Origin of the sequence: Limnohabitans sp., from assembly GCF_040401135.1 — a bacterium.
Lineage (GTDB): Bacteria > Pseudomonadota > Gammaproteobacteria > Burkholderiales > Burkholderiaceae_C > Limnohabitans.
The window spans coordinates 17770-40391 of sequence record NZ_JBBAOV010000015.1 but is presented as its reverse complement, the minus strand read 5'-3'; the positions used below and the strand labels follow the sequence as shown (position 1 = coordinate 40391).

Below are 22622 nucleotides of genomic sequence, written 5' to 3'. Positions count from 1 at the left end.
AGCCCTTAAAAGTTGTGATGCCAGTAACGTGGCCTTTGATTTCGCTCGCACTGCACCATTTGGGGTTGCTCACTGCGCCAAGTCGATGCACCACAACGAGGCGTCTGCACCACTTGCACACCCAAATCGCTGTAACGCTGCAACACATCAGAGCGTGGATGCCCAAAGCGGTTGCGGTAGCCCGCTTGCACAACGGCAACGCTGGGACCAACCGCCTCTAAAAAAGCTTGCGTCGAAGAGGTGGCACTGCCGTGATGGGGCACCAGCAACCAATCGGCTTGCAGCGTTTGGTCGCTTTGCACGAGGTTTTGCTCTTGCGCAGCTTCGATGTCACCTGCCAACACGGCAGAGGCATTGACAGCGCTGATGCGCAACACGCAACTCAGCGCATTGGGTTTGAGTTTGCGCTCGTAGTCAGCCGCGCTCGGATGCAAGACCTCCAACCTCACGCCATCCCACAGCCACGATTGGCCGCGCTCGCATCGCTGCATGCGGCCCAACTGTTGCAGCGGGTGTTCTGCGGGCATGGAAGTCAAAACATCCGCCTGCGGCTGCATGGCCATCACCGCTGGTGCGCCTCCGCTGTGGTCGCTGTCTTGGTGGCTGATGACGATTCGGTCTACCCGCTCGCCCCATGCCCGCAGCAGCGGCACCAGCACGCGTTGGCCTGCATCGGTCTCAGCAGAGTAACGCGGCCCCGTGTCGTAAAGCAAGCTGTGCGTGGCAGTGCGCAACAGCACCGCATGGCCCTGCCCCATATCAGCAGCCACCAGTTCAAACGTGCCGTGCGCGGGCCGCGCCGTTTGCCAACTGAGCACGGGTAAAACAAGAACCACGCCGAACAGCCTCAGCCACATGGGCACACGCATGGCCCACGTGCCCATGCCTATCAGTGCTGCTGCGCCCGCCCACAGCGGTACAGCAGGTGCCGACCATTGCGCCCACGACACAGCTGCGCACGCTTTGAGCACCCACACCAACCCCTGCAAAGCTTCAGCCGCCAGGCTCCAAGCGAATGGCATCACCAGCCCCAACATGCACAGCGGCGTGACCACCAAGGTCACCCACGGGACGGCCAGCAAGTTGGCAAACAAGCCAACGACCGACACTTGGTGAAAGAAAAGCAAACTCAGTGGTGCCAAGCACACACTCATCAGCCATTGCTCTCGCCACATGCGTTGTACAGCGGCCCATAACGAGCTTGTGTGCTCTTGCACGCCAGAGGCAAACAACACGCCCACTGCGACAAAGCTCAACCAAAACCCTACTTGCATCAGCGCCCACGGGTCAAGCGCCAACACTACCGCGCACACGGTTAGCCACACTTGCATCAAAGGCCAACGTAGGCCGTAGCAACGCAACAAAGTAACCACACCCAACATCCACACCGTGCGCTGCGCAGGCACGCCCCAGCCGGTAAAGACGGCGTAAGCCAAAGCCAGCAAAACTGCACACACACTGGCTGCAATGGGCGCAGGCAACCACAAGCTCCAAGGCCTACGGGGCCACAACACATCGCTGCGCCGCCACACCCAGCCCACACACAAAGCTGCTAGCCAAGCAAGGCCTGTAATGTGCAAGCCCGAAATTGCCATGAGGTGAGCTACACCTGTGGCACGAAACACATCCCAGTCGCCTCGCTCTATGGCTGCCTGGTCACCCACCAACAGTGCCGCCACAATGCCCGCCATCGCGGGCTCTGCCACCTGCGCGTCGATGGCGCTGCGCACACGCTGGCGTAAGCGCTCTACGGGGTGCGTCCATGTTTGTCCCAACCATTGCGGCGATACATCTTTGGCCCCGTTGCGCACATAGCCCGTGGCTTGCAAGCCCTGCTCCCACAACCATAGCTCGTAGTCAAAACCATGTGGGTTGATGTGGCCGTGTGGTGTTTTGAGGCGCACGGCCAATTGCCAGCGGTCGCCTGGGCGTAAATCGGCTGGAGGTGGTTGTACTTGATCGTCGCTGCCGTTGTGCCCTCCATGGGCATGGCGTCGATTGCCATACCACCCCAGCAACAACTGTGGTGGCAGGTGCACCTGTGTGCCATCCATCCCACGGGCAGATTCAACCTCAAACTTAAACCGCGCACTGTCCTCGCTGCGCTGCGGCAAGTTGGCCACGATACCCACCACCTGCAAGGTGCGGCCTTCGAGCGCAGGGTTTAAAGCAGTTTGTAGAAAGTGGCCCGCCCTAACTCCAGCAAGGGTGAAAGCCAAGGTACAGGCTAACACGCTCCAAAAAGCGGTTTGCAACCAACTTTCAGCCAACACACGCAAGCGCCATAGATAAAAAAGTGCACAAGCCAAAACAACCACAGCACCCAAACCACAATACATGTCTGCCGGCCACAACTGCACCTGCTGCAACTGCAACGCAGTACCCGCTATCCAGCCCAAGGTAAATGGTGTGATGACAGAAAACATATCCACATGTTCAGTGCAACACTGCGGCATGTGTGAGATGCCCACTCACAAGTTAAAAAGCCCCAACCAATAGGCAGGGGCTTGATACATCCAAGGCGTTGTCGGGTCGGGTTTAGCCCGCTGCTCCCTTGGCCCCGCATACTTCTTTTTTCAAAGCAGCCAAGTAGGTGTTGGGGCGAATCGGAAACTCGCGTGGGCGAAACTCGGCCACATCGTCTGAAGCCACTTCTTTGCCCTTGCCCATTTGTTTGTCAAAGTAGCTCACGGCCAAACGCACCACGGTGTCGTTCTTGCAATACATGCGCACGCGCAACATCATCGACTTGTAGTTTTCCCCGCTGGGCGTTTTGTCGCCCTTGGGTAAATCAGTCAGCACCCAGGCATAGCGCGACACGTGCACCGGCATGACGGTTTCTTTGTCAAAGTAGTACGTGACGTCCTCATCCTTCACCAGCTCGCTCCACTCGGCCGAAGCAGGCGTAGCCCAAGCCAGCAAGCTGGCAACCACGAAAGCAACAACAGAGACATGGCGTAAATGCATGGAAGGCAATAAAGGTAGTTTGACTTGCCTAGGGTATCGGCGGGGCTGCAAAAAACTTGAGCCAACACACTTGCTAGACTAAACCCGATCAAGCCATGACGCACTTCACGAAGTCACCGCGACACCCACTCAAAATAAGGAATCCCACATGAGCGTTTACGACCAACTCCAAGCCCTGAACATCACCCTACCCCCCGTGGCCGCGCCCGCCGCAGCCTATGTGCCGTTTGTGCAAACAGGCAACTTGGTGTTTTTGAGTGGTCACATCGCCAAAATTGACGGCAAAGTGTGGACTGGCCAATTGGGCAAGACCATGCAAACCGCCGAAGGCGCTCTGGCGGCCCGAGCGGTGGCAGTGGATTTATTAGGCACGTTGCACGCTGCCGTGGGCGACTTGAACAAAGTCAAGCGCATCGTCAAAGTGATGAGCTTGGTCAACTCCAGCCCCGACTACACCGAACACCACTTGGTCACCAACGGTTGCAGCGATCTGATTGGTCAAGTGTTTGGTGACAAAGGCGCACACGCACGCAGCGCGTTTGGCGTGGCGCAGCTGCCTTTGGGCGCTTGCGTGGAAATTGAGTTGATTGCTGAGCTGGCCTAAGCCTAGCTAGATCAGCGCAACGCGGCTGTGCAGGTTTTGAACTGCGCCATCGGTGGCTCGGTCTCTTTGCCTGAAGGGCCAAACTTAGACAAGTCAATCACTACCGGGGGTTGCTTGACGACCAGAGGAAACAGCAGGCTTAAGTTTTTCTTCTCGTCGCTCACCCAAGTTTGCAAGTCGTTCTTCTTGGTGTCTTTGTATTCTGCGCAGACATAACCCTTTTTGCACTTTTGCTTGTGCTCTGTGTAGCGTCGAACACTGACATCTGATACGCCTAGCTCAATGCGCGGAATAGGAAACGGTTTAATGTCTTTGCCACCTGGGGTGAGCTGATGATTTTGCCCGACGACCGTCAACACCATGTCTCTGCCTTTTTCACGCTTGGCCACAAGTGAACCAGTGAACGCAAACTGGGTATGTTTTTTATTAAATTTGCTGGTGTAAACATGCATCAGGGTGAGCTGACAGGTGGGCTCTTTTTTGTTCTTGGCGTTTTCTTTGAACACCATGCGCGATGCATCGCCCGCCATATTGGAAGACTGCATATTGCTTGCAGCCTGCGCAGGCATTGCAATCGCAATTACACCAATCGATGCGCAATAAGCAAGCAAAGTCCAAAGACTCTGCGCCTTGAACAACAAACGCATCAGTCTGCTGTAAAGATGCCGCTGACGCTATGCAATTGATCCAGTGCCATTCCGCAGCCACGTGCAACGCACGTGAGCGGGTCTTCGGCAATGAGCACGGGCAAGCCGGTTTCTTCTGAAATCAAACGGTCCAAGTCTCGCAGCAATGCACCGCCGCCCGTCAACATGACGCCCCGCTCTGCAATGTCAGAGCTCAGCTCAGGCGGGGTGCGTTCTAAAGCGATTTTGACGGTAGACACCAAGTTGTTAAGCGTGTCGGTCAAGGCTTCCAAAATCTCGGTTGAGCTGATGGTGAAGCTTTGGGGGATACCTTGGCTCAGGTTACGCCCGGTGATCTCCATCTCCATCACCTCGCCGGTAGGAAATGCGGTGGCAATTTCTTTTTTGATGCGCTCAGCCGTTTGCTCGCCAATCAGCATGCCAAAGTTACGGCGTATGTAGTTCACGATGGCTTCGTCAAACTTGTCACCCCCTATGCGGGCGCTGTTTTTATAAACCATGCCGCCCAAGGACACAATGCCCACCTCGGTGGTGCCTCCGCCAATGTCCACCACCATCGAGCCGCAAGGCTCGGTCACGGGCAAACCCGCACCAATCGCTGCAGCCATGGGCTCTTCAATCAGGTACACCTCAGAAGCGCCCGCACCCAAGGCTGATTCGCGAATGGCACGACGTTCAACTTGGGTGGAGCCGCAAGGCACACAAATCACAATCCGTGGACTGGGCTTGAAAAGCATGTGCGGATGCGCCAGCTTGATGAAGTGTTTGAGCATGACCTCGGTCACGGTGAAGTCGGCAATCACGCCGTCTTTCATGGGACGAATGCATTCAATGCCTGCTGGCACGCGGCCCATCATGGCTTTTGCCTCGTTGCCGACAGCCAAAACGGAAGTTTTGCCGTAAACCTTACCGTCTTTTTTAATGACTACCACCGAAGGTTCGTTGAGCACGATGCCATGTTCTTTGGTGTAGATGAGCGTGTTGGCTGTACCCAAATCAATGGCAATGTCGGTCGAGAAAAATTTGGTAAAACTAGGTAACAACATAACCTCGCGTAATTTAGTTATCGCGGGAAATTATCTTTAATTCGATGCAGTCAGTCTATACACCTCATGGCATATAGAAATCATTGACTTTGATTAAAAATTAACTATTTAGAATACAAATAAAAAGAGCACCTTAAAGGTGCTCTTTTAAAATAACTGAGTTGGATCAGGCTTTGACAGCTCGAAATCCTGAATACATGCGCGAAGCTGGGCGACTGCGCTGCTCGGCTTCTTGAACCAACTGAGCACGAATACGATCAAAGGTTGCTTTGATGCCTGTGTTTTCGCAGGACACGATTTTGAAGCGACGCTCCACAGCAACATTAGGCGATTCGATCTGAACGACTGATTTATCCAATTTAGGCTCCAAAGAACTTAGTCAGAAATCAACGCATCAGACTTTCATTTGGTGGACACAATTTAGAAATAAATGAAGATCAAATTGCAAAATTAATAACAAGCCCTTGATTTATATGGACATAAACTACAAAAAGGGCGAAAAAAAACCACCCGAAGGTGGTGTTCCCGTTACCTGACCACTGCAATTTGGTCGCGCTTACCCGCCTTGAAGGTGTACAGCGTCAAAGCGCCGTTCTTAATATCGCCTTTGGCATCAAAAGAAATCGTACCAGTCACACCTTTGAAGCCTGTGGTTTTGGCTAATTCTGGCAAGTATTTGGCGGGTTCACTGGACTTGGCTCGTTGCATGGCATCAACCATCACAAACACCGCGTCATACACATAGGGCGAATACAACTTCACGTCGTCGTTAAAGCGTTTTTTGAACTTAACGCCAAAGTCTTCCATGCCCTTCTTCAAGGCACCGTCCACACCGCCTGCTTCAGCGCACACCACTTGGCCGTCAGCCATGGCGTCACCGGCGAGTTTGATCATCTCGTTGGTACAAATGCCATCGCCGCCCATAAACTTGGCTTTGATGCCGAGTGATTTCATTTGCTTCATCATCGGGCCGCCCACCGCGTCCATGCCGCCAAAGAAGATGATGTCCGGCTTCTTGCCTTTGAGCGTGGTCAAGATGGGCATGAAGTCGGTGGCTTTATCGGTGGTGAACTCATGGCCCACCAAATTACCGCCCGCGGCTTTGACGGCTTTTTCAAACTCTTCAGCCACACCTTGTCCGTAAGCCGTGCGGTCATCGATCACAGCAATGGACTTGCCTTTAAGTTCTTTCACGGCGTAGCGGCCTAAGGTACCGCCCAAGTGCACATCGTCAGCCACCACGCGGAAGGCGGTTTTGTAGCCTTGGCGTGTGTACTTGGGGTTGGTGGATGAGGGCGAAATTTGGGGAATTCCCGCATCGCTATAAATTTTGGAGGCAGGAATGGTGGTGCCTGAATTAAGGTGGCCAATCACGCCGCTGACTTTGGCGTCCACCAGCTTCTGTGCAGCGGCGGTGCCTTGCTTGGGATCGGCAGCGTCATCTTCAGCCACCAATTCGAGCTTGACCTTTTTGCCGTTGATGCTGACGCCTTTGGCGTTGAGTTCTTCAATGGCCAAACGAGCACCCAACTCGTTGTCTTTGCCCAAGTGCGCGATAGCTCCGCTCACGGGCCCCACATGACCGATTTTCACCACTTGTTCTTGCGCGAGGGCTAAGCTGCCAATAGCGGCCAAAGTTGCAACGGCTGTCAATTTGAAAGAGAGATGCATGCAAGAACTCCTAAGGGTTGGAAAAACGATGAATTCAATCGTAACTCCAAAACAAAGAAAGTTCTTCAGTCCTTCAATTTCAAATCATGCCGCGTGATGGAATACCCTCGATCCGCATAGTGCTTCCAGCGTTGACGGGCCTGCTGACGGTCCTCGTCATCCAGAGTGACAACTTCAATGGTGCGCTCAAAGCGCGCGTAGCCGGCTACAACCTCATGGCCCAAATTCAACAGCACTTGGTAGTGCGGTAACTCGGGGCCCCCTTCAATTTGAGCGGCCAGCACCACGGGCGATGCCATCAACTGCTCAGCCGGACTGCCCGCGCGGCAATGCGCCACAAACTCCAACGGTGAAAAAGTCCACAACAGGGTGTCTAGATCTTGCAAAGATGCAGGCGCCCCCGATACCACCACGCGTGCGCCGCTGGCCACAGCCTTGCGCAGCAAGCGGCAGGCATAGGCCAACTTATCAGGTGCATTAAAGTGAAAAGCAATCTCTGTCATTCGCAGACTTAGGCTTTAACGGCAGACTTTTTAGCAGCTGTCTTTTTAGGTACTGCCATTGGCTTAGCTGCCTTTGACGAAGCTGCAGTTTTAGCTGTACCCAACAAATAATGCAGCAGCAAGCCCACGGGCCGGCCAGTTGAGCCTTTGGCGGCACCGCTCTTCCACGCCGCGCCTGCGATGTCCAAATGCGCCCAAGGGTAGTCTTTGGCAAAACGCTGTAAGAACTTGGCAGCCGTGATAGCGCCGCCATCTCGCCCAGCCACATTGGCCACATCGGCAAAATTGGACTTGAGGCCTTCGGCGTACTCCTCGTCCAAAGGCAAGCGCCAGCAAGGGTCAAGCGCCGTTTCGCCAGCCTCGAACAAGGCATGGGCCAAATCGTCTGAAGGGGAGAACAACCCACTGCGCACATGACCCAAAGAGATCACGCAAGCACCCGTGAGGGTGGCAATGTCAATTACGGCGCTGGGTTTGAATCGTGTCGCGTAGGTGAGCGCATCGCACAAAATCAGGCGGCCTTCGGCATCGGTGTTGAGCACTTCAATAGTTTGACCGCTCATGCTGGTGATCACGTCACCAGGCTTCAAAGCCGTGCCGTCTGGCATGTTTTCGCAAGTGGGGATCAGCCCTACCACGTTGATGGCAGGTTTTAAGTGCGCCAGCGCCTCAAAGGTGCCCAACACACTGGCTGCGCCACACATGTCAAACTTCATTTCGTCCATCGCCGGGCCAGGCTTGAGAGAAATACCGCCTGTGTCAAAGGTGATGCCTTTGCCCACCAAAACAGTGGGCGCGACTGTTTTGGCCGCACCGGTGTACTGCAAGATGATGAAGCGCAAAGGCTCTACCGAGCCACGCGCCACAGCGGCGAACGAGCCCATGCCTAGCTTCTCAATGTCTTTGGGGCCCAGCACTTGGCAATGAATACCAGCCTTCTTGCCCAAGGCTTTGGCCACCTCGGCCAAATGCGTGGGCGTGGCGTGGTTGGCGGGACGGTTGCCCCACTCTTTAGCCAAAGACACACCGGCCACTAGGGCGCAGGCGAGGTCAAAGTCGTGCTGAGCTGCTTTGGTTTGATCGGCCGAAGGCAACGCCATCGTCACCCGCTTTAAGCCAGAGGCTTTGGCCGAAGGCTTGGTGGCGGTGTAAACATAGCTGCTATCGGCCACGGCCTGGGCAGCAGCTTGTAAACGCTGTTCGTTGGCGTCAGCCAAACACACCGTGATGTGAACAGGCTTGGCCGCTTTGAGCGAAGCCACAGCAGCTGTGACGGCTTGGCGAACCAAACGGGCGCTGCCGTCGCCAGAAGACACTAACACCACGCGAAGAGCGCTCACGCCTTGGTGGCGCCACACGCTGAGGAGCTTGGCGGGCGACTCGTCTAAGTCGCCGCTTTTGCGTGCCTCAGAAATAAGTTGCGCCAAAACGCTTTGGGTGGGTTTGTCCTTGGCAGATACCAAGATAATCAACGCATCGGTTTTATGCGTGGCTGCTGCGTGTAAATCTAGGGTCTTGAGCTCGAAGTTCATAATTGCGGTTTTCCTCTGTCGCTGATGTTATTCCATTCCTCCATTCGTAAAGAGCTGGCCCGCAGTTTTGGCGCCACGCTGATCGTGCTGGTCACCATCGTGATGACCATGATGCTGATCCGCACGCTGGGCCAAGCCTCCCTTGGCAGCGTCAACCCCGCCGAAGTCACCTTAATTCTTGGCTTCACCATGCTGGGGCAATTACCCATTTTGCTAACCATGAGCTTGTTCATTGCGTCTGTCGGCACCTTGTCACGCATGTATCTTGAGAGCGAAATGGTGATTTGGCTGGTCAGCGGCAAAGGCCTACGCGCATTGGCAACTCCTATGCTCAATTTTGCTTGGCCCATGTTGCTGAGCGTTTTTGTGCTGATGCTGCTGATCTGGCCTTGGTCTAACCAACAGATTGGCGAATTGAAAAACCGCTACGAACGCAGAGGCGACCTAGAGCGCGTAGCACCTGGCCAATTCCAAGAATCTGCCAGTGGAACACGGGTGTTTTTTATTGATAAAGAAAGCCTCGATAACAAAGAAGGTAAAAACGTTTTCATTTCTTCGACGGATCACAACAAACAATCCATGACATCGTCCAAGACGGGACATATTGAAATCCTTGAGGATGAACAGTATTTGGTACTTGAAAACGGCCAGCGCATTGAACAAAACAATGGCAAGCCCGACTTGAAAATCACCCAATTCAAAAGCTACACCACGCAACTCAACCCGTCCGCCAAGGTGGAGGACAAAACGCCACTCAAAACCGTCTCAAGCTTAGATCTGATACAAAACCCAACCAACGGCAATCTTGGTGAGTTGGGTTGGCGCTTGGGTGTGGCGTTTTCCGCCTTCAATGTCATCATCATTGCCTTGGCCATCACCAGCGCCAACCCGCGCGTGGGACGCGGCGGCAATTTGGCCCAGGCCTTGCTTATCTTTGTGGTGTATTTCAACTTGATCAACTTAGGGCAAAGCTGGGTGGGCTCGGGCAAAGCGCAGCTGCTGCCCTTTTTTATCGCCTTGCATGGTGGGGTTTTCGTGTTGGCTTACACATGGCTCACGGCTCGTCATTACAACTGGAATTGGCGCCAACTCTTGGGACGTGCTGGCGTTTAAGGCCCCTTGACTTATGAAAACTATTCGCAAGCTCATTCACCATGAAATCTGGGTCTCTGTGACGTTTGTCACACTTTGTTTTTTAGCACTGTTCTTTTTCTTTGACTTCATTGACGAGTTGCCCAATGCAGGCGGCAACAACAACCTCTACCAACTCAGACACGTCTTTGGTTTTGTGCTGCTATCCGTTCCCAGCCACTTGTATGAGTTGCTGCCCATCACCGTGTTGATTGGCACCATTTTTGTAATGTCACGGTTGGCCAAAAGTTCAGAGTTCACCATTTTGCGCACCAGCGGACTCACACCGCTCATAGCGCTGCGAAATCTGATGGGTTTGGGCCTTGCTTTTGTGCTCATCACATTTGCTGTTGGCGACTACCTGGCCCCCGTTTGCGATCGATATGCGCAGTTTCTCAAGTCCAAATACTTGGGCACTCAAATCAAGGTAGGCCAGACCGGCGCTTGGCTACGAGAAAGCCAGCCTGAGAAGAAAGTGTTTCTCAACATCAACCGTCTGTCTGCCGATGGTTCACCACAAGAGATTCGGATCTTTGAATTTAACGCAGCAGGTGAATGGGTTTCGCTCAGCAAAGCCGCAGGGGCTCAGATCGAAGACGATGCATGGCTTCTTCGCCAGGCTGAACGGCAAGCACTGCAAGGCACCGCTGGCACCCAGAGGCTGCAAGTCACGCAACAAGATACGCTTCGCTGGCCCAGTGAGATCACGAGCGAAATGCTCGCCGTTGCCATTCTCAAGCCTGGGCGAATGGGCACAGTGGACTTGTTCCATTACATCAAACACTTGAGCGCTAACGGGCAAGCCACACAGCGCTTTGAAATTGAATTTTGGAAAAAAGTCTTTTACCCGCTCAGTTGCTTGGTCATGGTGGTGCTGGCCTTGCCCTTCGCCTACTTGCATTCCCGCAGCAGCAACATTGCAAGCCAAGTGTTTGGCGGCGTGTTGGCCGGCATCAGTTTTTTCTTGCTCAACAACGTCTTCAGCTATTTGGGCAACATCAACAACTGGCTACCTTGGTTTGCCGCTGCTGCCCCCGGTTTGCTCTATACCTTCGCCTCGCTGGCCGCTTTTGGCTGGTTGGTGATTCGTCAATAAGGTTTTTATGCACGCCATTATTTTATTTGCCCACGGCTCGCGTGACCCGCTCTGGCACAAGCCCATACAGGCAGTGGCCGAGCGTATCGTTCAGCGCTCCCCCACCACCGTGGTGCGTTGCGCCTACCTAGAGCTGACCGAACCCGATTTGCCGCATGTCGCCAATGCTTTGGTGGCCGATGGAGCCACTAGCCTAAGTGTGGTTCCCATGTTTTTAGGCGTGGGCCGCCATGCGCGTGAGGACTTGCCTGAGTTAATCAGAGCCTTAAAAGTTGACCATCCCGCAATAGATATCACCTGCCAACCTGCGGTTGGCGAGCAGGGCAAGCTTTTAGATTTACTCGCCGATATCGCGTTGAGTTAGGCCGCTGGCTGAGAGGGGCAAATGTTAGAATCACCGATCCAAACAATTGCGTGATAACTTATGAAAATCGCCATCGCAGGCACAGGTTACGTCGGTCTTTCTAACGCAGTTTTACTTGCACAACGACATGAAGTTGTGGCTCTCGATATCGTCGATGAGCGCGTCAAAGCCATCAATGACCGTCACTCCCCCATCGATGACCGCGACATTGAGGCCTATTTGGCTGAAAAAACGCTAAATTTGCGTGCCACTTTAGATCCTGTCGACGCTTACACGGGCGCTGACTATGTGATCATTGCCACGCCCACCGATTACGACCCGCAAACCAACTACTTCAACACCCGCTCAGTCGAGTCGGTGATCTCCGATGTCAAGCGTATCGCACCCAAGGCGGTGATGGTTATCAAGTCCACCATTCCTGTGGGTTTCACTGAAAAAATTCGTGCTGAGCTAGGCACTGAACAAATTCTCTTCAGCCCAGAATTTTTGCGCGAAGGCAAAGCCTTGCACGACAACCTCTACCCCAGCCGCATCGTGGTGGGTGAAGTGTCTGATCGAGCGCGGGTGTTTGCTGGCTTGCTGCAAGAAGCATCCCTCAAGCCCGAGGTGGAGGTACTCTTCACCGGCAGCACCGAGGCTGAAGCCATCAAACTGTTTGCCAACACTTACCTTGCCCTGCGCGTAGCGTATTTCAACGAGCTTGACAGCTACGCTGCCTCGCACAACCTAGACACCCGCCAAATCATTGACGGCGTTTGCTTAGACCCCCGCATTGGTAACCACTACAACAACCCCAGCTTTGGCTACGGCGGTTATTGCCTACCCAAAGACACCAAGCAGCTGCTGGCCAATTACAACAAGGTGCCGCAAACGCTGATTGGCGCCATCGTGAGCGCCAACAGCACACGCAAAGACTTTATTGCCGACGACATTTTGCGTCGCAAACCCAGCACTGTGGGTATCTTCCGTCTCATCATGAAAGCAGGCAGCGACAACTTTCGCGCCAGCAGCATTCAGGGCGTCATGAAGCGCCTGAAGGCCAAGGGCGTGCGCGTCATCGTGTACGAGCCTTTGTTGGCGCAAGAAGAGTTTTTCAAATCTGAGGTCACGCACGATCTTGCTGCATTCAAGTCGCAATGCGATGTGATCGTGGCCAACCGTCAAACGCCTGAGCTTAACGATGTGGCAGACAAGGTCTACACGCGCGATTTGTTTGGCAGCGACTAATTCAGAACAGCCGCGTCAAACCCCACATGCAGGAAACTGATTCGCAGCCACCTAAAGCACGTTTTTGGTTTGCGGTAGCTGCTCTGCTCATTGGGGCTGGCGTCTTGGCTCATCATTCAGAAAGTCACCCCAGCTGGATGCTTGGGCTCAACCATGCGGCACAGCTGATGTCTGATACGTTTTGGTCTTGCATCACAGTTTCAGGCTTGGGCTGGGCGGTGCTGATCTTGGTCAGCATCATGAGTCGGGGCGACTTGGGCGCGCGTGTGGTGATCACGGGCTTTATCCTCGGCGGCGTCGTGACGCACACGCTCAAACCTTGGCTTGGCCTACCAAGGCCCGGCGCGGCTCTGGATATTGATCTGATCCACTTCATTGGCAATCCAGTCATCAACCACCACTCCATGCCATCGGGCCACGCTCTCGCTGCCCTGTGCATGGGCACGCTTTGGGTCTGCTTGATCCGTGCGCATGCCTACCCACGATGGTTGCAAGGGTTGTCGTGGGCAATTGCCTCAACCATCGCGGCATCGCGCATCGCCGTGGGGGCGCATTGGCCCGCTGATGTTCTGGTGGGCGGAGGTCTAGGTCTGATGGTGGGCTGGCTGGCTTGGCGTTTTCCTTTCCCTTGGCCGCGTAAAAAAGAGTTTGCCTTCCCTTGGCTGCCAGTTTTGTTAGAAAGCCTGGGTGCTTGGGCTGCCTTCACGTTTGACGAAGGCATGCCACTGGCCTTGGTTTGGCAGTGGCTGTTAGGCGGCCTAGCCTTAGCGAGTGTGCTTTGGCGCATTCAAGCGTGGTGGTCGCGCCCAACTTTTAAACCCACCGCATGAAAAAATCTTCTAAAAAACTCTGGGCATCTATTGGCGTCACCCTGATCGCCATCGCCATCATGGCGTGGATGCTGCAAGCCGTCGATTGGCCTGTGGCCATTGAAGCCTGGCAGCGCGTGCCGCTTTATGTTTGGCTAGTCAGCGCGCTAGGCATGGCAGGCAGTCATCTGCTTCGGGCTGGCCGCGTTCGCACGGAATGGCGCGACACCCTGAACATGGGCTGGCGCGAAGCTTGGGGCCTGATGGTGCGTCACAGTGCTTGGGTCGTGCTCGTGCCCATGCGCGGCGGTGAAGCTATTTATGTGTGGGTCCTGCACAGGCAAGGTGGCATTTCTATCCGCGAAGCCAGCATCAGTTTGCTTAGATTGCGCGTGCAAGACATGGCCGTGTTGGGTGGTTTGTCCGTTGCATTGTTTGCCCCGTTTTCACTGGAAATCAGTTTGGCATTGGCGGTGGCCATGATGGCGCTGGCCATCTGGATCTTGCCCTTGAGCTGGACTTGGCTGATGTACCGCATGTCGCGTAAAGAAGGCACCGAGCCCTTCCAAGCACCACCGCCCGCTTGGGAAAGCTGGATTTACGCCATTTCAAATTGGATCGTCAAAGCCTGCGCCATCGCTTGGCCACTTTGGGTCATGCTGCCCATCGATTTCCGCACTGCCTTGCACGGGTCCGTGGGCGGTGAGCTCGCCGCTACACTCCCTTTGCAACCGCCAGCAGGGTTTGGGCCCTACGAAGGCGGTGTTATTTTTGGCATCCAATGGACAGCTTCTTTGCCTTGGCCCGATATCGCCGCCACTGCTTTGGCCGTCCATTTGATGGCCTTGGCCGTCACGGTTGGATCAGCCACATTGGCTCGCATTTTGGGCTGGAGCCAAAAGCCCTTGCATCGCCTGGACGGGGCGCCAGCCACATTTTCTCAATAAGGTTTTTACATCATGTCAGACGCCATCGCCCTCATGCCACAGCACACCTTGTCGGTGGTTGTGCCCATGTACAACGAACAAGAAAACGCACCTTTGCAAATTGATGCGGTACAAGAGGCGCTCAGCCACTACCCCATGCCATGGGAATTGATCTTGGTCGACGATGGCAGTTCAGACAACACCGTGCCCGCCTTGCTCAAGCGCGCCAAAGAAATTGGCCCACACATCCGCGTGGTCGAGCTGCGCCGCAACTTCAAACAAACCGCCGCCATGCAGGCCGGCATTGATGCAGCACGGGGCGACGTGATCGTCACCATGGACGGCGACTTGCAAAACGACCCGCGCGACATCCCCAAGTTGGTGGCCCGTTTGCTGAACGAAGACCTCGACATGGTGGCCGGTTGGCGTCAAAAACGACAAGATGGATTTATTTTGCGCAAGCTCCCCTCCATGATTGCCAACACCCTGATTCGCAAAGTCTCAGGTCTTGACTTCAAAGACCTGGGCTGCAGCCTCAAAGCCTTTCGCGGAGAAGTGCTGCGCAAAGTGCGCCTGTATGGCGAAATGCACCGCTTCATTCCCGCATGGTTGGCCACGGTCACCTCCCCACGTCGCATGGCCGAAGAGCCTGTGCGTCACCACGCACGCATGTTGGGGGAATCCAAATACGGCATTTCACGCACCTTCCGTGTGATCGTTGACTTGCTGGCCATGTACTTCTTCTTGCGCTTTGGCACACGTCCTGGCCATTTCTTTGGCGGCATTGGCCTCGTCTTTTCGGCCATAGGCAGCTTGGTCTTGGCCTATTTGGGACTTTTAAAATTGTTTGGCGAGCAAGTGGGCGGCCGTCCTTTGTTGTGGCTGGGCTTCTTTGCCTTGCTGGCTGGCGTGCAAATGCTAACCACCGGTGTGTTGGCAGAGATTTTGATGCGCAGCTACTTTGACCAAAGCGGCGCCCGCTCATACCACGTGATGCACAACCAAACGCCCGAGCCCACTGAAGGCTGGCATACCGCACACGCATGATCCAATATTGCAACCCCCTTCGCTGGACCCATGCGGCCTGGGTCGCACTCTCGCTCCTGAGTTTGTATTTGGTTCGTCTAGCAGGCGCACCCCTGTTTGATGTGGATGAAGGGGCCTTTGCCGAAGCCTCGCGCGAAATGCTGGCTTCCGGTGATTGGGGCCACACCACCCTCAACGGTACCGACCGTTTTGACAAACCCATCTTCATTTATTGGTGCCAAGCGGCTTTGATGACCGTGCTCGGCCCGCATGACTGGGTGGCTCGCTTGCCATCGGCCTTGGCGGTGCTGGCCGCCACCGCTGGTGTGTGGCGATTTGCTGCACAGCAATGGGGCGAGGCCGCGGGGCAACGCGCCGCGTTCATGCTGGGCTCAAGCTTGGGGCTGTTGGCCATTGGTCGCGCTGCCACCGCCGACGGCATGCTCAACGCCTTGCTGATTGCCACTGGCTTGTGCTTGTGGACCTTCGCCTCAACCGGCTCGCGTTCAGCCTTGCGTTGGGCCTATGTGTGGTGCGGACTGGGCTTGCTCACCAAAGGCCCAGTGGCGCTGCTCATTCCTGGCGTCACATTGCTGATTTGGTCTTTGATCACTGACCGCGGTCGTACCGCCTTGCAAGCACTTTGGGAACCCAAGGGTTGGCTGTTGCTGCTCGCCATAGCCGTACCTTGGTACCTTTACGCCTTGCAACGCCACGAAATGGCGTTTGTACAAGGCTTCTTTTTAAAGCACAACGTCGAGCGCTTCACTGGCACGCTAGAGGGGCACAGTGGCAATCCTCTTTATTACGTGATGGTGTTGCCACTTTTGTTGTTGCCATGGTCGCCTTGGTGCATACGTTTACTAGGCAGTCCGCGCACGCAGTGGGCTGACCCCTTTCAGCGCTTTTTGTGGATTTGGGTGCTGTTCGTGTTGGGCTTTTTCTCGCTCTCGGGGACCAAGTTGCCGCACTACATGTTGTATGGCCTGGCGCCCTTGGTCTTGTTGATCGTGGCTCAGTCTGTCAAGCGTCCAGCCTCTGTAGCTTGGCAAGCCGCACTTTGGATCTGCACTGCGCTGTCTTGCGCGCTTGCTTTCGCCATGCCATTCATTGCGGCTTGGGGCGCCACCACCGTCACAGACACATGGGTGCAACCTTTGTTGGCCAGTGCACCTAGTGGTTTGACGGTTCAAGTGGCTGCCGCTTTCGTGGCCGTGGTGGGTGTGTGGTTGGCCATCAAGCGGCACAGTGACGCTTGGGCTCGGCTTATGGCTTGTGTTTGGTTGGTCAGCATGCTGTGGGTGGGCGTCGTCATTCCTTGGCTGGGCCAAGTGTTGCAAGCGCCATTTCAAGAGGTGGCTACTTGGGCTCGCCAACACCATCCAGACGCGCGCATCGTTCAGTGGCGCATGCACCAACCCAGCTTTGCTTTTTACTATGGTGAACCCACCACGCAGCAGCCACCCGCAACCACTGACTGGGTCATCGTGCGCCAAGACCGGGTGGAGGGCCTGCCCGTGAACCGCTATGAAACAGCACACAGCCACCGCGGCTTGTTGCTGCTTAAGCCTTTGCCATGAGCGACTTTTTAATCGCTGCCCTATGAATCGCCCCTCCTCCCCCTCCTCCTCTACGCTTGTCATCCTCGCGTTACTGTCGTTTGCTTTGCTAGCCTTACGGATGTTTGAGTTCTCGCTCAGCGGCGCGGGCTTGCATGTAGACGAGGCCCAATACTGGCTGTGGTCGCGCGACTTGCAATGGGGCTACTTTTCAAAGCCACCCGTGTTGGTGGCCCTCATCACCGCCTCCACCACCCTGTTTGGCGATTCACTGCTAGGCGTCAAAGCCTTTGCAATGACGTGCTGGATTCTCAGCGCCTGGGTGCTGGGCCGCTTGGCCTATCGCATCAGTGGCATGCGCACCGCCATCTTTGCAGGTGGGCTTTTTTCTGCCACTTTGGTGTCGGGATTGTTGGGTTTGAGTGTCACCACCGATGCGCCACTCACCTTGTTTTGGGCGTTTTGCATGCTCACCTTATGGGAAGCTGCTCACGCATCAGGCTACCGTGCCACCTTGTGGTGGATCGCTTGCGGCCTGAGCTTAGGCTTAGGTGTGTTGTCCAAATACAGTGCCTTGGCACTGGGTATTTCTGCACTGTGGCTGTTGGCAACGGCCCCCGCCAGGCACCGTCGTCAAGTGTTTTTAGGCGGACTGCTCGCCAGCTTGGTAGCAGTGTTGATGCTGCTGCCCCATTTGGCTTGGAACATGGCCAACCACTGGCCCACGGCGCAACACACGCTTGAAATTACCGTGCAAGAAACAGGCTCGACCGTGGCCCAAGGCGCGGGTGGCTGGCGTCGGGTGTTGGCTTCAGGCCTAGAATTTTCATTGGGCCAGTTGTTAATTTTGGGCCCGAGTGTTTGGCTGGTGTGCTTTTGGCTTTGGCGCAAGCAACGCGCCCATGACTTACCCACATTAGCATCGGGTGGCATGGGACAAGCGGCCGAACCCGAGACCATTCAGGCCCGTGTATGGACACCTGGCGCATACGCATTGGCTTTTTCATTTCCCATCTTGGCCTTGGGTTTGGCTCAAGCACTCAACTCCAAAGCCCTCATCAACTGGTCTGTGCCCATGGCCTTGGGCGTGTGCTTGTGGCTGGCATGTTGGGCTACTCAGCGCGCGCTTTCGCTCACACGTTTTGCCTGGGCCTGTGTTGCTGGTTTTGTGCTGAGCGGCTTTATTGCCACCGGAGGCGACATCAAACAATGGGTGGGTGTGCAAACTCAACCCAACCAATCCAAATGGGACATCTGGGGACGCATGCGCGGCTGGAATGCCTCGCTGCAAACCCTCAAGCCCGCACTTGAACCCTACCGAGATATACCTTGGCTCACGGGTGACCGCAGCACCTTGGTGCAAGCCGCCTACAGCCTGCGCGCACTAGAGCCCAAGCTGTATGCCTGGAACACAGACGGTGGGGTGCATCATCACTTTGAGTGGAAACAACCTTGGCCTATCGATGCATCAGACCCCGCGGTGCTGTGGATCAACCCTGGCGAGCCCCACCCCCTGCTGCTGAGCCGTTATCCGAATGCACGCCAACTTGCTGAAGCGCAATCAGGCCGCATCACGCTTCAAGTTTGGTTGCTGCAAACCCAACACGCCAAGCCATGACACGCCCGCAACGCCATGAAATGCAAACATGGTTTGCGCTCAGCCTAATTTGTATCTCGGTGTATCTGTTTCGGCCAGAGTTGGATCTGCAAGTGGCCCGTTGGTTTTACACACCTGGCGTTGGGTTTGATGCGGCGCAATGGCCATGGGTTCATCTTTGGCACATCAGCGTGCCGTGGGTGGGGCGTGGCATGTTGGTGCTGTGTGTGCTCTTGTTAGCCTTTGGCCGGGGTTGGATAACGCCTGCCACGCGCCGTCAAGCACTGGCCTTACTTGTCTGCTTGGTCGTGGGCTTGTGGCTTGTCTTGCATGTAGGCTTTAAAGACAATTGGGGCCGCGCAAGGCCCAGCCAAATCACCGCCTTGGGTGGCACAGAAACCTACACCTCACCCCTCGTACCTAGTTCAGGATGCGACACCAATTGCTCCTTCATGAGTGGCCATGCGGGCACGGGCTTTGTGCTGATTGCCGTTGGCGCACTTGCCACCACACGCACGCGTCGCCGCTGGCTCGCCATTGGCTGGACGGCAGGGTTGGTGCTGGGCTTTGTGCGCATGGCACAAGGCGGTCACTTTTTAGGCGATGTGTTGTTTGGCGGCTTGCTGCTGTGGGCTTGTGCGTGGGCCACACGCTGGTGCTACGTGACGTGGCACGCGCGTCGCAGGCTCAAAACTCAGCCCTGATTTAGCCTCACTTTTTGCGGGACAATGGCCGCATGAAAGTTCTTCTCACTGGTTGCGCCGGCTTTATCGGCATGCATGCGGCCCAACGACTCTTAGCCCGTGGCGACGACGTGGTTGGCATTGACAACTTCACCCCCTATTACGACGTCAAGCTCAAGCACGCGCGCATGCAGCAACTGCTGGGACAACCCAACTTTCGCTTCATCGAAGAAGACTTGGTCCACATGTCCGCTATCGAAGCCGAGTTGGGCAGTTGGCGTCCTGATGTCATCCTGCACCTCGCCGCTCAGCCTGGCGTGCGCTACTCCATCGATCACCCCCATGTGTATGCGCAGTCCAACTTGGTGGCGTTTTTAAACATTCTGGAATGGTCACGTCACTGGCAAGTCAAGCATCTGGCCTACGCCAGCAGCTCCAGCGTTTATGGCGGCAACGAAAAACTACCCTTCAAAGAGTCTGACCCTGTCGACCACCCCGTCAGCCTGTACGCCGCCACCAAGCGTGCCAACGAGCTAATGGCCCACACCTACAGCCATTTGTACGGCACACCCACCACGGGCTTGCGCTTCTTCACGGTCTATGGCCCTTGGGGCCGCCCCGATATGGCCCCCTTCAAATTTGTGGACGCCATCATCAAAGGTCAAACCATAGAGATCTACAACCACGGTCAGCAGATGCGCGACTTCACCTATGTGGACGACATTGTCGAATCCGCCCTGCGTGTGCTCGACCGCCCACCCGTCCCACAAACCTTTGCCAAAGGCCAAGAACCCGGATGCGCGGAAAGCTGGGCGCCCTACCGTGTGTTGAACATTGGCAACTCGGACCCCGTGCAGCTCATGGACTTTGTGCACACCATTGAGCAAGCCGTGGGCGTGGAAGCCACCAAAATCATGAAGCCCGCTCAACCCGGCGACGTGACCGCCACCTTTGCAGACACCACCCAGCTGCAAGCCTGCATCGGCTTTACGCCTGCCACGTCTTTGAGCACAGGCATTGCTAGCTTTGTCGCGTGGTACCGTGACTATTACAAAGCATAAAGAAACGATTGGTTAGATGCTTAAGGCATAATGAAATGGCTACCAACAAAGCCACGCCATGAACCTGCATCAATTCCGTTTCGTCCAAGAAGCCGTTCGCCGCAACCTCAACCTCACTGAGGTGGCCAAATCTCTGCACACCTCGCAGCCAGGTGTGTCCAAAGCCATCATTGAGCTGGAAGAAGAGCTAGGCATCGAGATTTTTTCGCGTCACGGCAAACGACTTAAGCGCGTGACCGAGCCAGGCCAGCATGTGCTGCGCAGCATCGAAGTCATCATGCGCGAAGTGGGCAACTTGAAGCGCATTGGCGAACAGTTCAGTGCCGAAGACAGCGGCACGCTGTCAATTGCCACCACCCACACCCAAGCGCGCTATGTGTTGCCCATGCCCGTTGCCAAATTGCGCGAGGCCTACCCCAAAGTCAACATCAGCCTGCACCAAGGCGCACCTGCCCAAGTCGCGCAAATGGTGATGGACGAAGTGGCCGAAATTGGCATTGCCACCGAGTCGCTGGCCGACTACCCCGAGCTAGTCACGCTGCCTTGTTACGAGTGGGAGCACATGTTGGTCATCCCCAAGTCGCATGCGCTCGCAGGCAAAGTTCGTATCACGCTGGAAGACTTGGCGGCCGAACCCATCATCACCTACCACCCCTCCTTCACCGGCCGCACCCGCATCGACAAAGCCTTTGCTGCCAAAGGCTTGACGCCGCGCATCGCACTTGAGGCGATTGACTCTGACGTCATCAAAACCTATGTCGGCCTTGGACTGGGCATCGGCATCGTGGCTGAAATGGCTGTCAAAGATAGCCTAGACGATAGCCTGGTGGCCCGCCCTGCCTCGCAGCTGTTTGGCAAAAACGTGGCGCGCATCGCTTTTAAACGCAGCGCCTACATCCGCCACTTTGTGTATGACTTTGCCGCTCTGCTGAGTGACCGCCTCGACCGCAACCTGATCATGAAGGCCCTCGATGGCCAACCCACCGACTTCAATATGTGAGCCATGCCATGACCACACCGCACCTAGCCACCAAATACCCCAACATCGGCACTACCATCTTCACGGTGATGTCGGCCCTAGCTGCTGAGAAGAACGCTGTCAACCTCGGCCAAGGCTTCCCCGACTTTGACTGCGACCCCAAGCTGGTTGCCTGCGTTAGCGAAGCCATGAGCCGCGGCCTCAACCAATACCCGCCCATGACTGGCGTGCCCGCCCTGCGCGAAGCCGTGGCCGACAAGATTGAATCGCTCTACCACTACCGCTACGACCCCACCAGCGAGATCACCATCACCGCGGGTGCCACGCAAGCCATCCTCAGCATCATCTTGGCCGTGGTGCGTGCGGGCGATGAAGTGATTGTGTTGGAGCCCTGCTACGACAGCTACATCCCCAACATCGACATGGCCGGCGGCGTGACGGTGCGCGTGCCACTCACCCCCGGCACCTTCCGCCCTGACTTCGACAAAATTGCCGCGGCCATCACCCCCAAGACCCGCGCCATCATCGTCAACAGCCCACACAACCCCAGCGCCACCGTGTGGACACGCGAAGAAATGCTCAAACTGCAAGAGCTGCTCGCCCCAACCAACATCGTGCTCATCAGCGACGAGGTTTACGAGCACATGGTTTACGCCCCGCTGAAGCACCTCAGCGCTTCTAGCTTTCCTGGCTTGGCCGAGCGTGCATTTATCGTGTCGAGCTTTGGCAAAACCTTCCACGTCACCGGCTGGAAGGTGGGCTACGTGGCCGCCCCTGCGGCGTACAGCGCCGAATTCCGCAAAGTGCATCAGTTCAACGTGTTCACCGTCAACACACCCGTGCAACACGGCTTGGCCGCTTACCTCAAAGACCCACAGCCCTACTTGCAACTGCCCGCCTTCTACGCCGCCAAGCGCGACCTGTTTTGCCAAGGCTTGGCCCAAACCAAGTTTGAGCTGCTGCCATCTGAAGGCAGCTACTTTCAATGTGTGCGGATCGACAAACTCAGCGTGCCCGAAAAAGACCTGAGCGAAGCCGACTTCTGCAAATGGCTCACCTCTGAAATTGGCGTCGCCGCTATTCCACTCTCAGCCTTTTACGCCGATGGCTTTGACCAACGCGTGGTGCGCTTTTGTTTCGCCAAACAAGACGAGACTTTGAAGTTGGCGCTGGGGCGGTTGGCGCGGCTTTGAT

22 protein-coding genes are annotated in these 22622 nt (G+C 55.7%); 14 read left to right on the top strand and 8 right to left on the bottom strand.

Annotation, left to right across the window (positions count from 1 at the left end):
• Positions 1-5: 5 nt before the first annotated feature.
• The gene (locus tag ABWP81_RS06040; protein WP_353140285.1) at positions 6-2426 is read right to left on the bottom strand and encodes a DNA internalization-related competence protein ComEC/Rec2; all 2421 of its coding nucleotides are present in this window, start codon (positions 2424-2426) and stop codon (positions 6-8) included.
• A gap of 112 nt (positions 2427-2538) precedes the next feature.
• Complete coding sequence (locus ABWP81_RS06035) at positions 2539-2967, bottom strand: surface-adhesin E family protein (protein WP_353140283.1); 429 nt, start codon at positions 2965-2967, stop codon at positions 2539-2541.
• Positions 2968-3115: 148 nt separating this feature from the next.
• Here ABWP81_RS06035 and ABWP81_RS06030 point away from each other — a divergent pair, with 148 nt between their 5' ends.
• Positions 3116-3571: a RidA family protein gene (locus ABWP81_RS06030; RefSeq protein WP_353140281.1), complete on the top strand. Its 456-nt coding sequence runs from the start codon at positions 3116-3118 to the stop codon at positions 3569-3571.
• 11 nt (positions 3572-3582) lie between these two features.
• On the opposite strand, the gene ABWP81_RS06025 is transcribed toward ABWP81_RS06030, so the two are convergent.
• From ABWP81_RS06025 to ABWP81_RS06000, 6 genes are all read right to left on the bottom strand, one after another.
• Positions 3583-4218, bottom strand: a complete 636-nt coding sequence (locus ABWP81_RS06025; protein WP_353140279.1) for a hypothetical protein — start codon at positions 4216-4218, stop codon at positions 3583-3585.
• Positions 4218-5264, bottom strand: a complete 1047-nt coding sequence (locus tag ABWP81_RS06020; protein WP_353131782.1) for a rod shape-determining protein — start codon at positions 5262-5264, stop codon at positions 4218-4220. Before ABWP81_RS06020 ends, ABWP81_RS06025 begins: the two co-directional genes overlap by 1 nt.
• Before the next feature lie 166 nt (positions 5265-5430).
• Positions 5431-5622 (bottom strand): hypothetical protein, encoded by a 192-nt coding sequence (locus tag ABWP81_RS06015; RefSeq protein ID WP_353131784.1) that lies wholly within the window; start codon positions 5620-5622, stop codon positions 5431-5433.
• 170 nt (positions 5623-5792) lie between these two features.
• Positions 5793-6935: a branched-chain amino acid ABC transporter substrate-binding protein gene (locus ABWP81_RS06010; RefSeq protein ID WP_353140277.1), complete on the bottom strand. Its 1143-nt coding sequence runs from the start codon at positions 6933-6935 to the stop codon at positions 5793-5795.
• Between the two features lie 65 nt (positions 6936-7000).
• Positions 7001-7438, bottom strand: a complete 438-nt coding sequence (locus ABWP81_RS06005) for a DNA polymerase III subunit chi (protein WP_353140275.1) — start codon at positions 7436-7438, stop codon at positions 7001-7003.
• Between the two features lie 8 nt (positions 7439-7446).
• Positions 7447-8970, bottom strand: a complete 1524-nt coding sequence (locus ABWP81_RS06000) for a leucyl aminopeptidase (RefSeq protein ID WP_353140273.1) — start codon at positions 8968-8970, stop codon at positions 7447-7449.
• A gap of 24 nt (positions 8971-8994) precedes the next feature.
• Here ABWP81_RS06000 and lptF point away from each other — a divergent pair, with 24 nt between their 5' ends.
• The 13 genes from lptF to ABWP81_RS05935 are packed head-to-tail and all read left to right on the top strand — an operon-like array spanning position 8995 to position 22621.
• Positions 8995-10083 carry an LPS export ABC transporter permease LptF gene (gene lptF, locus ABWP81_RS05995; protein WP_353140271.1) on the top strand — a complete coding sequence of 363 codons (1089 nt, stop codon included), beginning with the start codon at positions 8995-8997 and terminating at the stop codon, positions 10081-10083.
• 13 nt (positions 10084-10096) lie between these two features.
• The gene (gene lptG / locus ABWP81_RS05990) at positions 10097-11197 is read left to right on the top strand and encodes an LPS export ABC transporter permease LptG (RefSeq protein WP_353140269.1); all 1101 of its coding nucleotides are present in this window, start codon (positions 10097-10099) and stop codon (positions 11195-11197) included.
• 7 nt (positions 11198-11204) lie between these two features.
• Positions 11205-11561 (top strand): sirohydrochlorin chelatase, encoded by a 357-nt coding sequence (locus ABWP81_RS05985; protein WP_353140267.1) that lies wholly within the window; start codon positions 11205-11207, stop codon positions 11559-11561.
• Between the two features lie 60 nt (positions 11562-11621).
• On the top strand, positions 11622-12788 hold the full coding sequence (locus tag ABWP81_RS05980; RefSeq protein WP_353131798.1) for a nucleotide sugar dehydrogenase: 1167 nt from the start codon (positions 11622-11624) through the stop codon (positions 12786-12788).
• A 26-nt stretch (positions 12789-12814) separates the two neighbouring features.
• A complete protein-coding gene (locus ABWP81_RS05975) occupies positions 12815-13618 on the top strand; it encodes a phosphatase PAP2 family protein (protein ID WP_353140265.1) in 804 nt (267 codons plus the stop codon).
• Positions 13615-14544, top strand: coding sequence for a lysylphosphatidylglycerol synthase domain-containing protein (locus ABWP81_RS05970; protein ID WP_353131802.1), 930 nt, complete (start codon positions 13615-13617; stop codon positions 14542-14544). Before ABWP81_RS05975 ends, ABWP81_RS05970 begins: the two co-directional genes overlap by 4 nt.
• 12 nt (positions 14545-14556) lie before the next feature.
• Positions 14557-15570: a glycosyltransferase family 2 protein gene (locus tag ABWP81_RS05965; protein ID WP_353131804.1), complete on the top strand. Its 1014-nt coding sequence runs from the start codon at positions 14557-14559 to the stop codon at positions 15568-15570.
• Positions 15567-17129: an ArnT family glycosyltransferase gene (locus ABWP81_RS05960; protein ID WP_353140263.1), complete on the top strand. Its 1563-nt coding sequence runs from the start codon at positions 15567-15569 to the stop codon at positions 17127-17129. The genes ABWP81_RS05965 and ABWP81_RS05960 overlap by 4 nt, the downstream gene beginning before the upstream one ends.
• Positions 17130-17151: 22 nt before the next feature.
• Positions 17152-18726, top strand: coding sequence for an ArnT family glycosyltransferase (locus tag ABWP81_RS05955; RefSeq protein WP_353140261.1), 1575 nt, complete (start codon positions 17152-17154; stop codon positions 18724-18726).
• A complete protein-coding gene (locus tag ABWP81_RS05950; protein ID WP_353140259.1) occupies positions 18723-19409 on the top strand; it encodes a phosphatase PAP2 family protein in 687 nt (228 codons plus the stop codon). The genes ABWP81_RS05955 and ABWP81_RS05950 overlap by 4 nt, the downstream gene beginning before the upstream one ends.
• 32 nt (positions 19410-19441) lie before the next feature.
• Positions 19442-20449 carry an NAD-dependent epimerase gene (locus ABWP81_RS05945; RefSeq protein WP_353140257.1) on the top strand — a complete coding sequence of 336 codons (1008 nt, stop codon included), beginning with the start codon at positions 19442-19444 and terminating at the stop codon, positions 20447-20449.
• A 58-nt stretch (positions 20450-20507) separates the two neighbouring features.
• On the top strand, positions 20508-21449 hold the full coding sequence (locus ABWP81_RS05940; RefSeq protein WP_353140255.1) for a CysB family HTH-type transcriptional regulator: 942 nt from the start codon (positions 20508-20510) through the stop codon (positions 21447-21449).
• An 8-nt stretch (positions 21450-21457) separates the two neighbouring features.
• Positions 21458-22621, top strand: coding sequence for a pyridoxal phosphate-dependent aminotransferase (locus tag ABWP81_RS05935; RefSeq protein WP_353140253.1), 1164 nt, complete (start codon positions 21458-21460; stop codon positions 22619-22621).
• Position 22622: the final 1 nt, after the last annotated feature.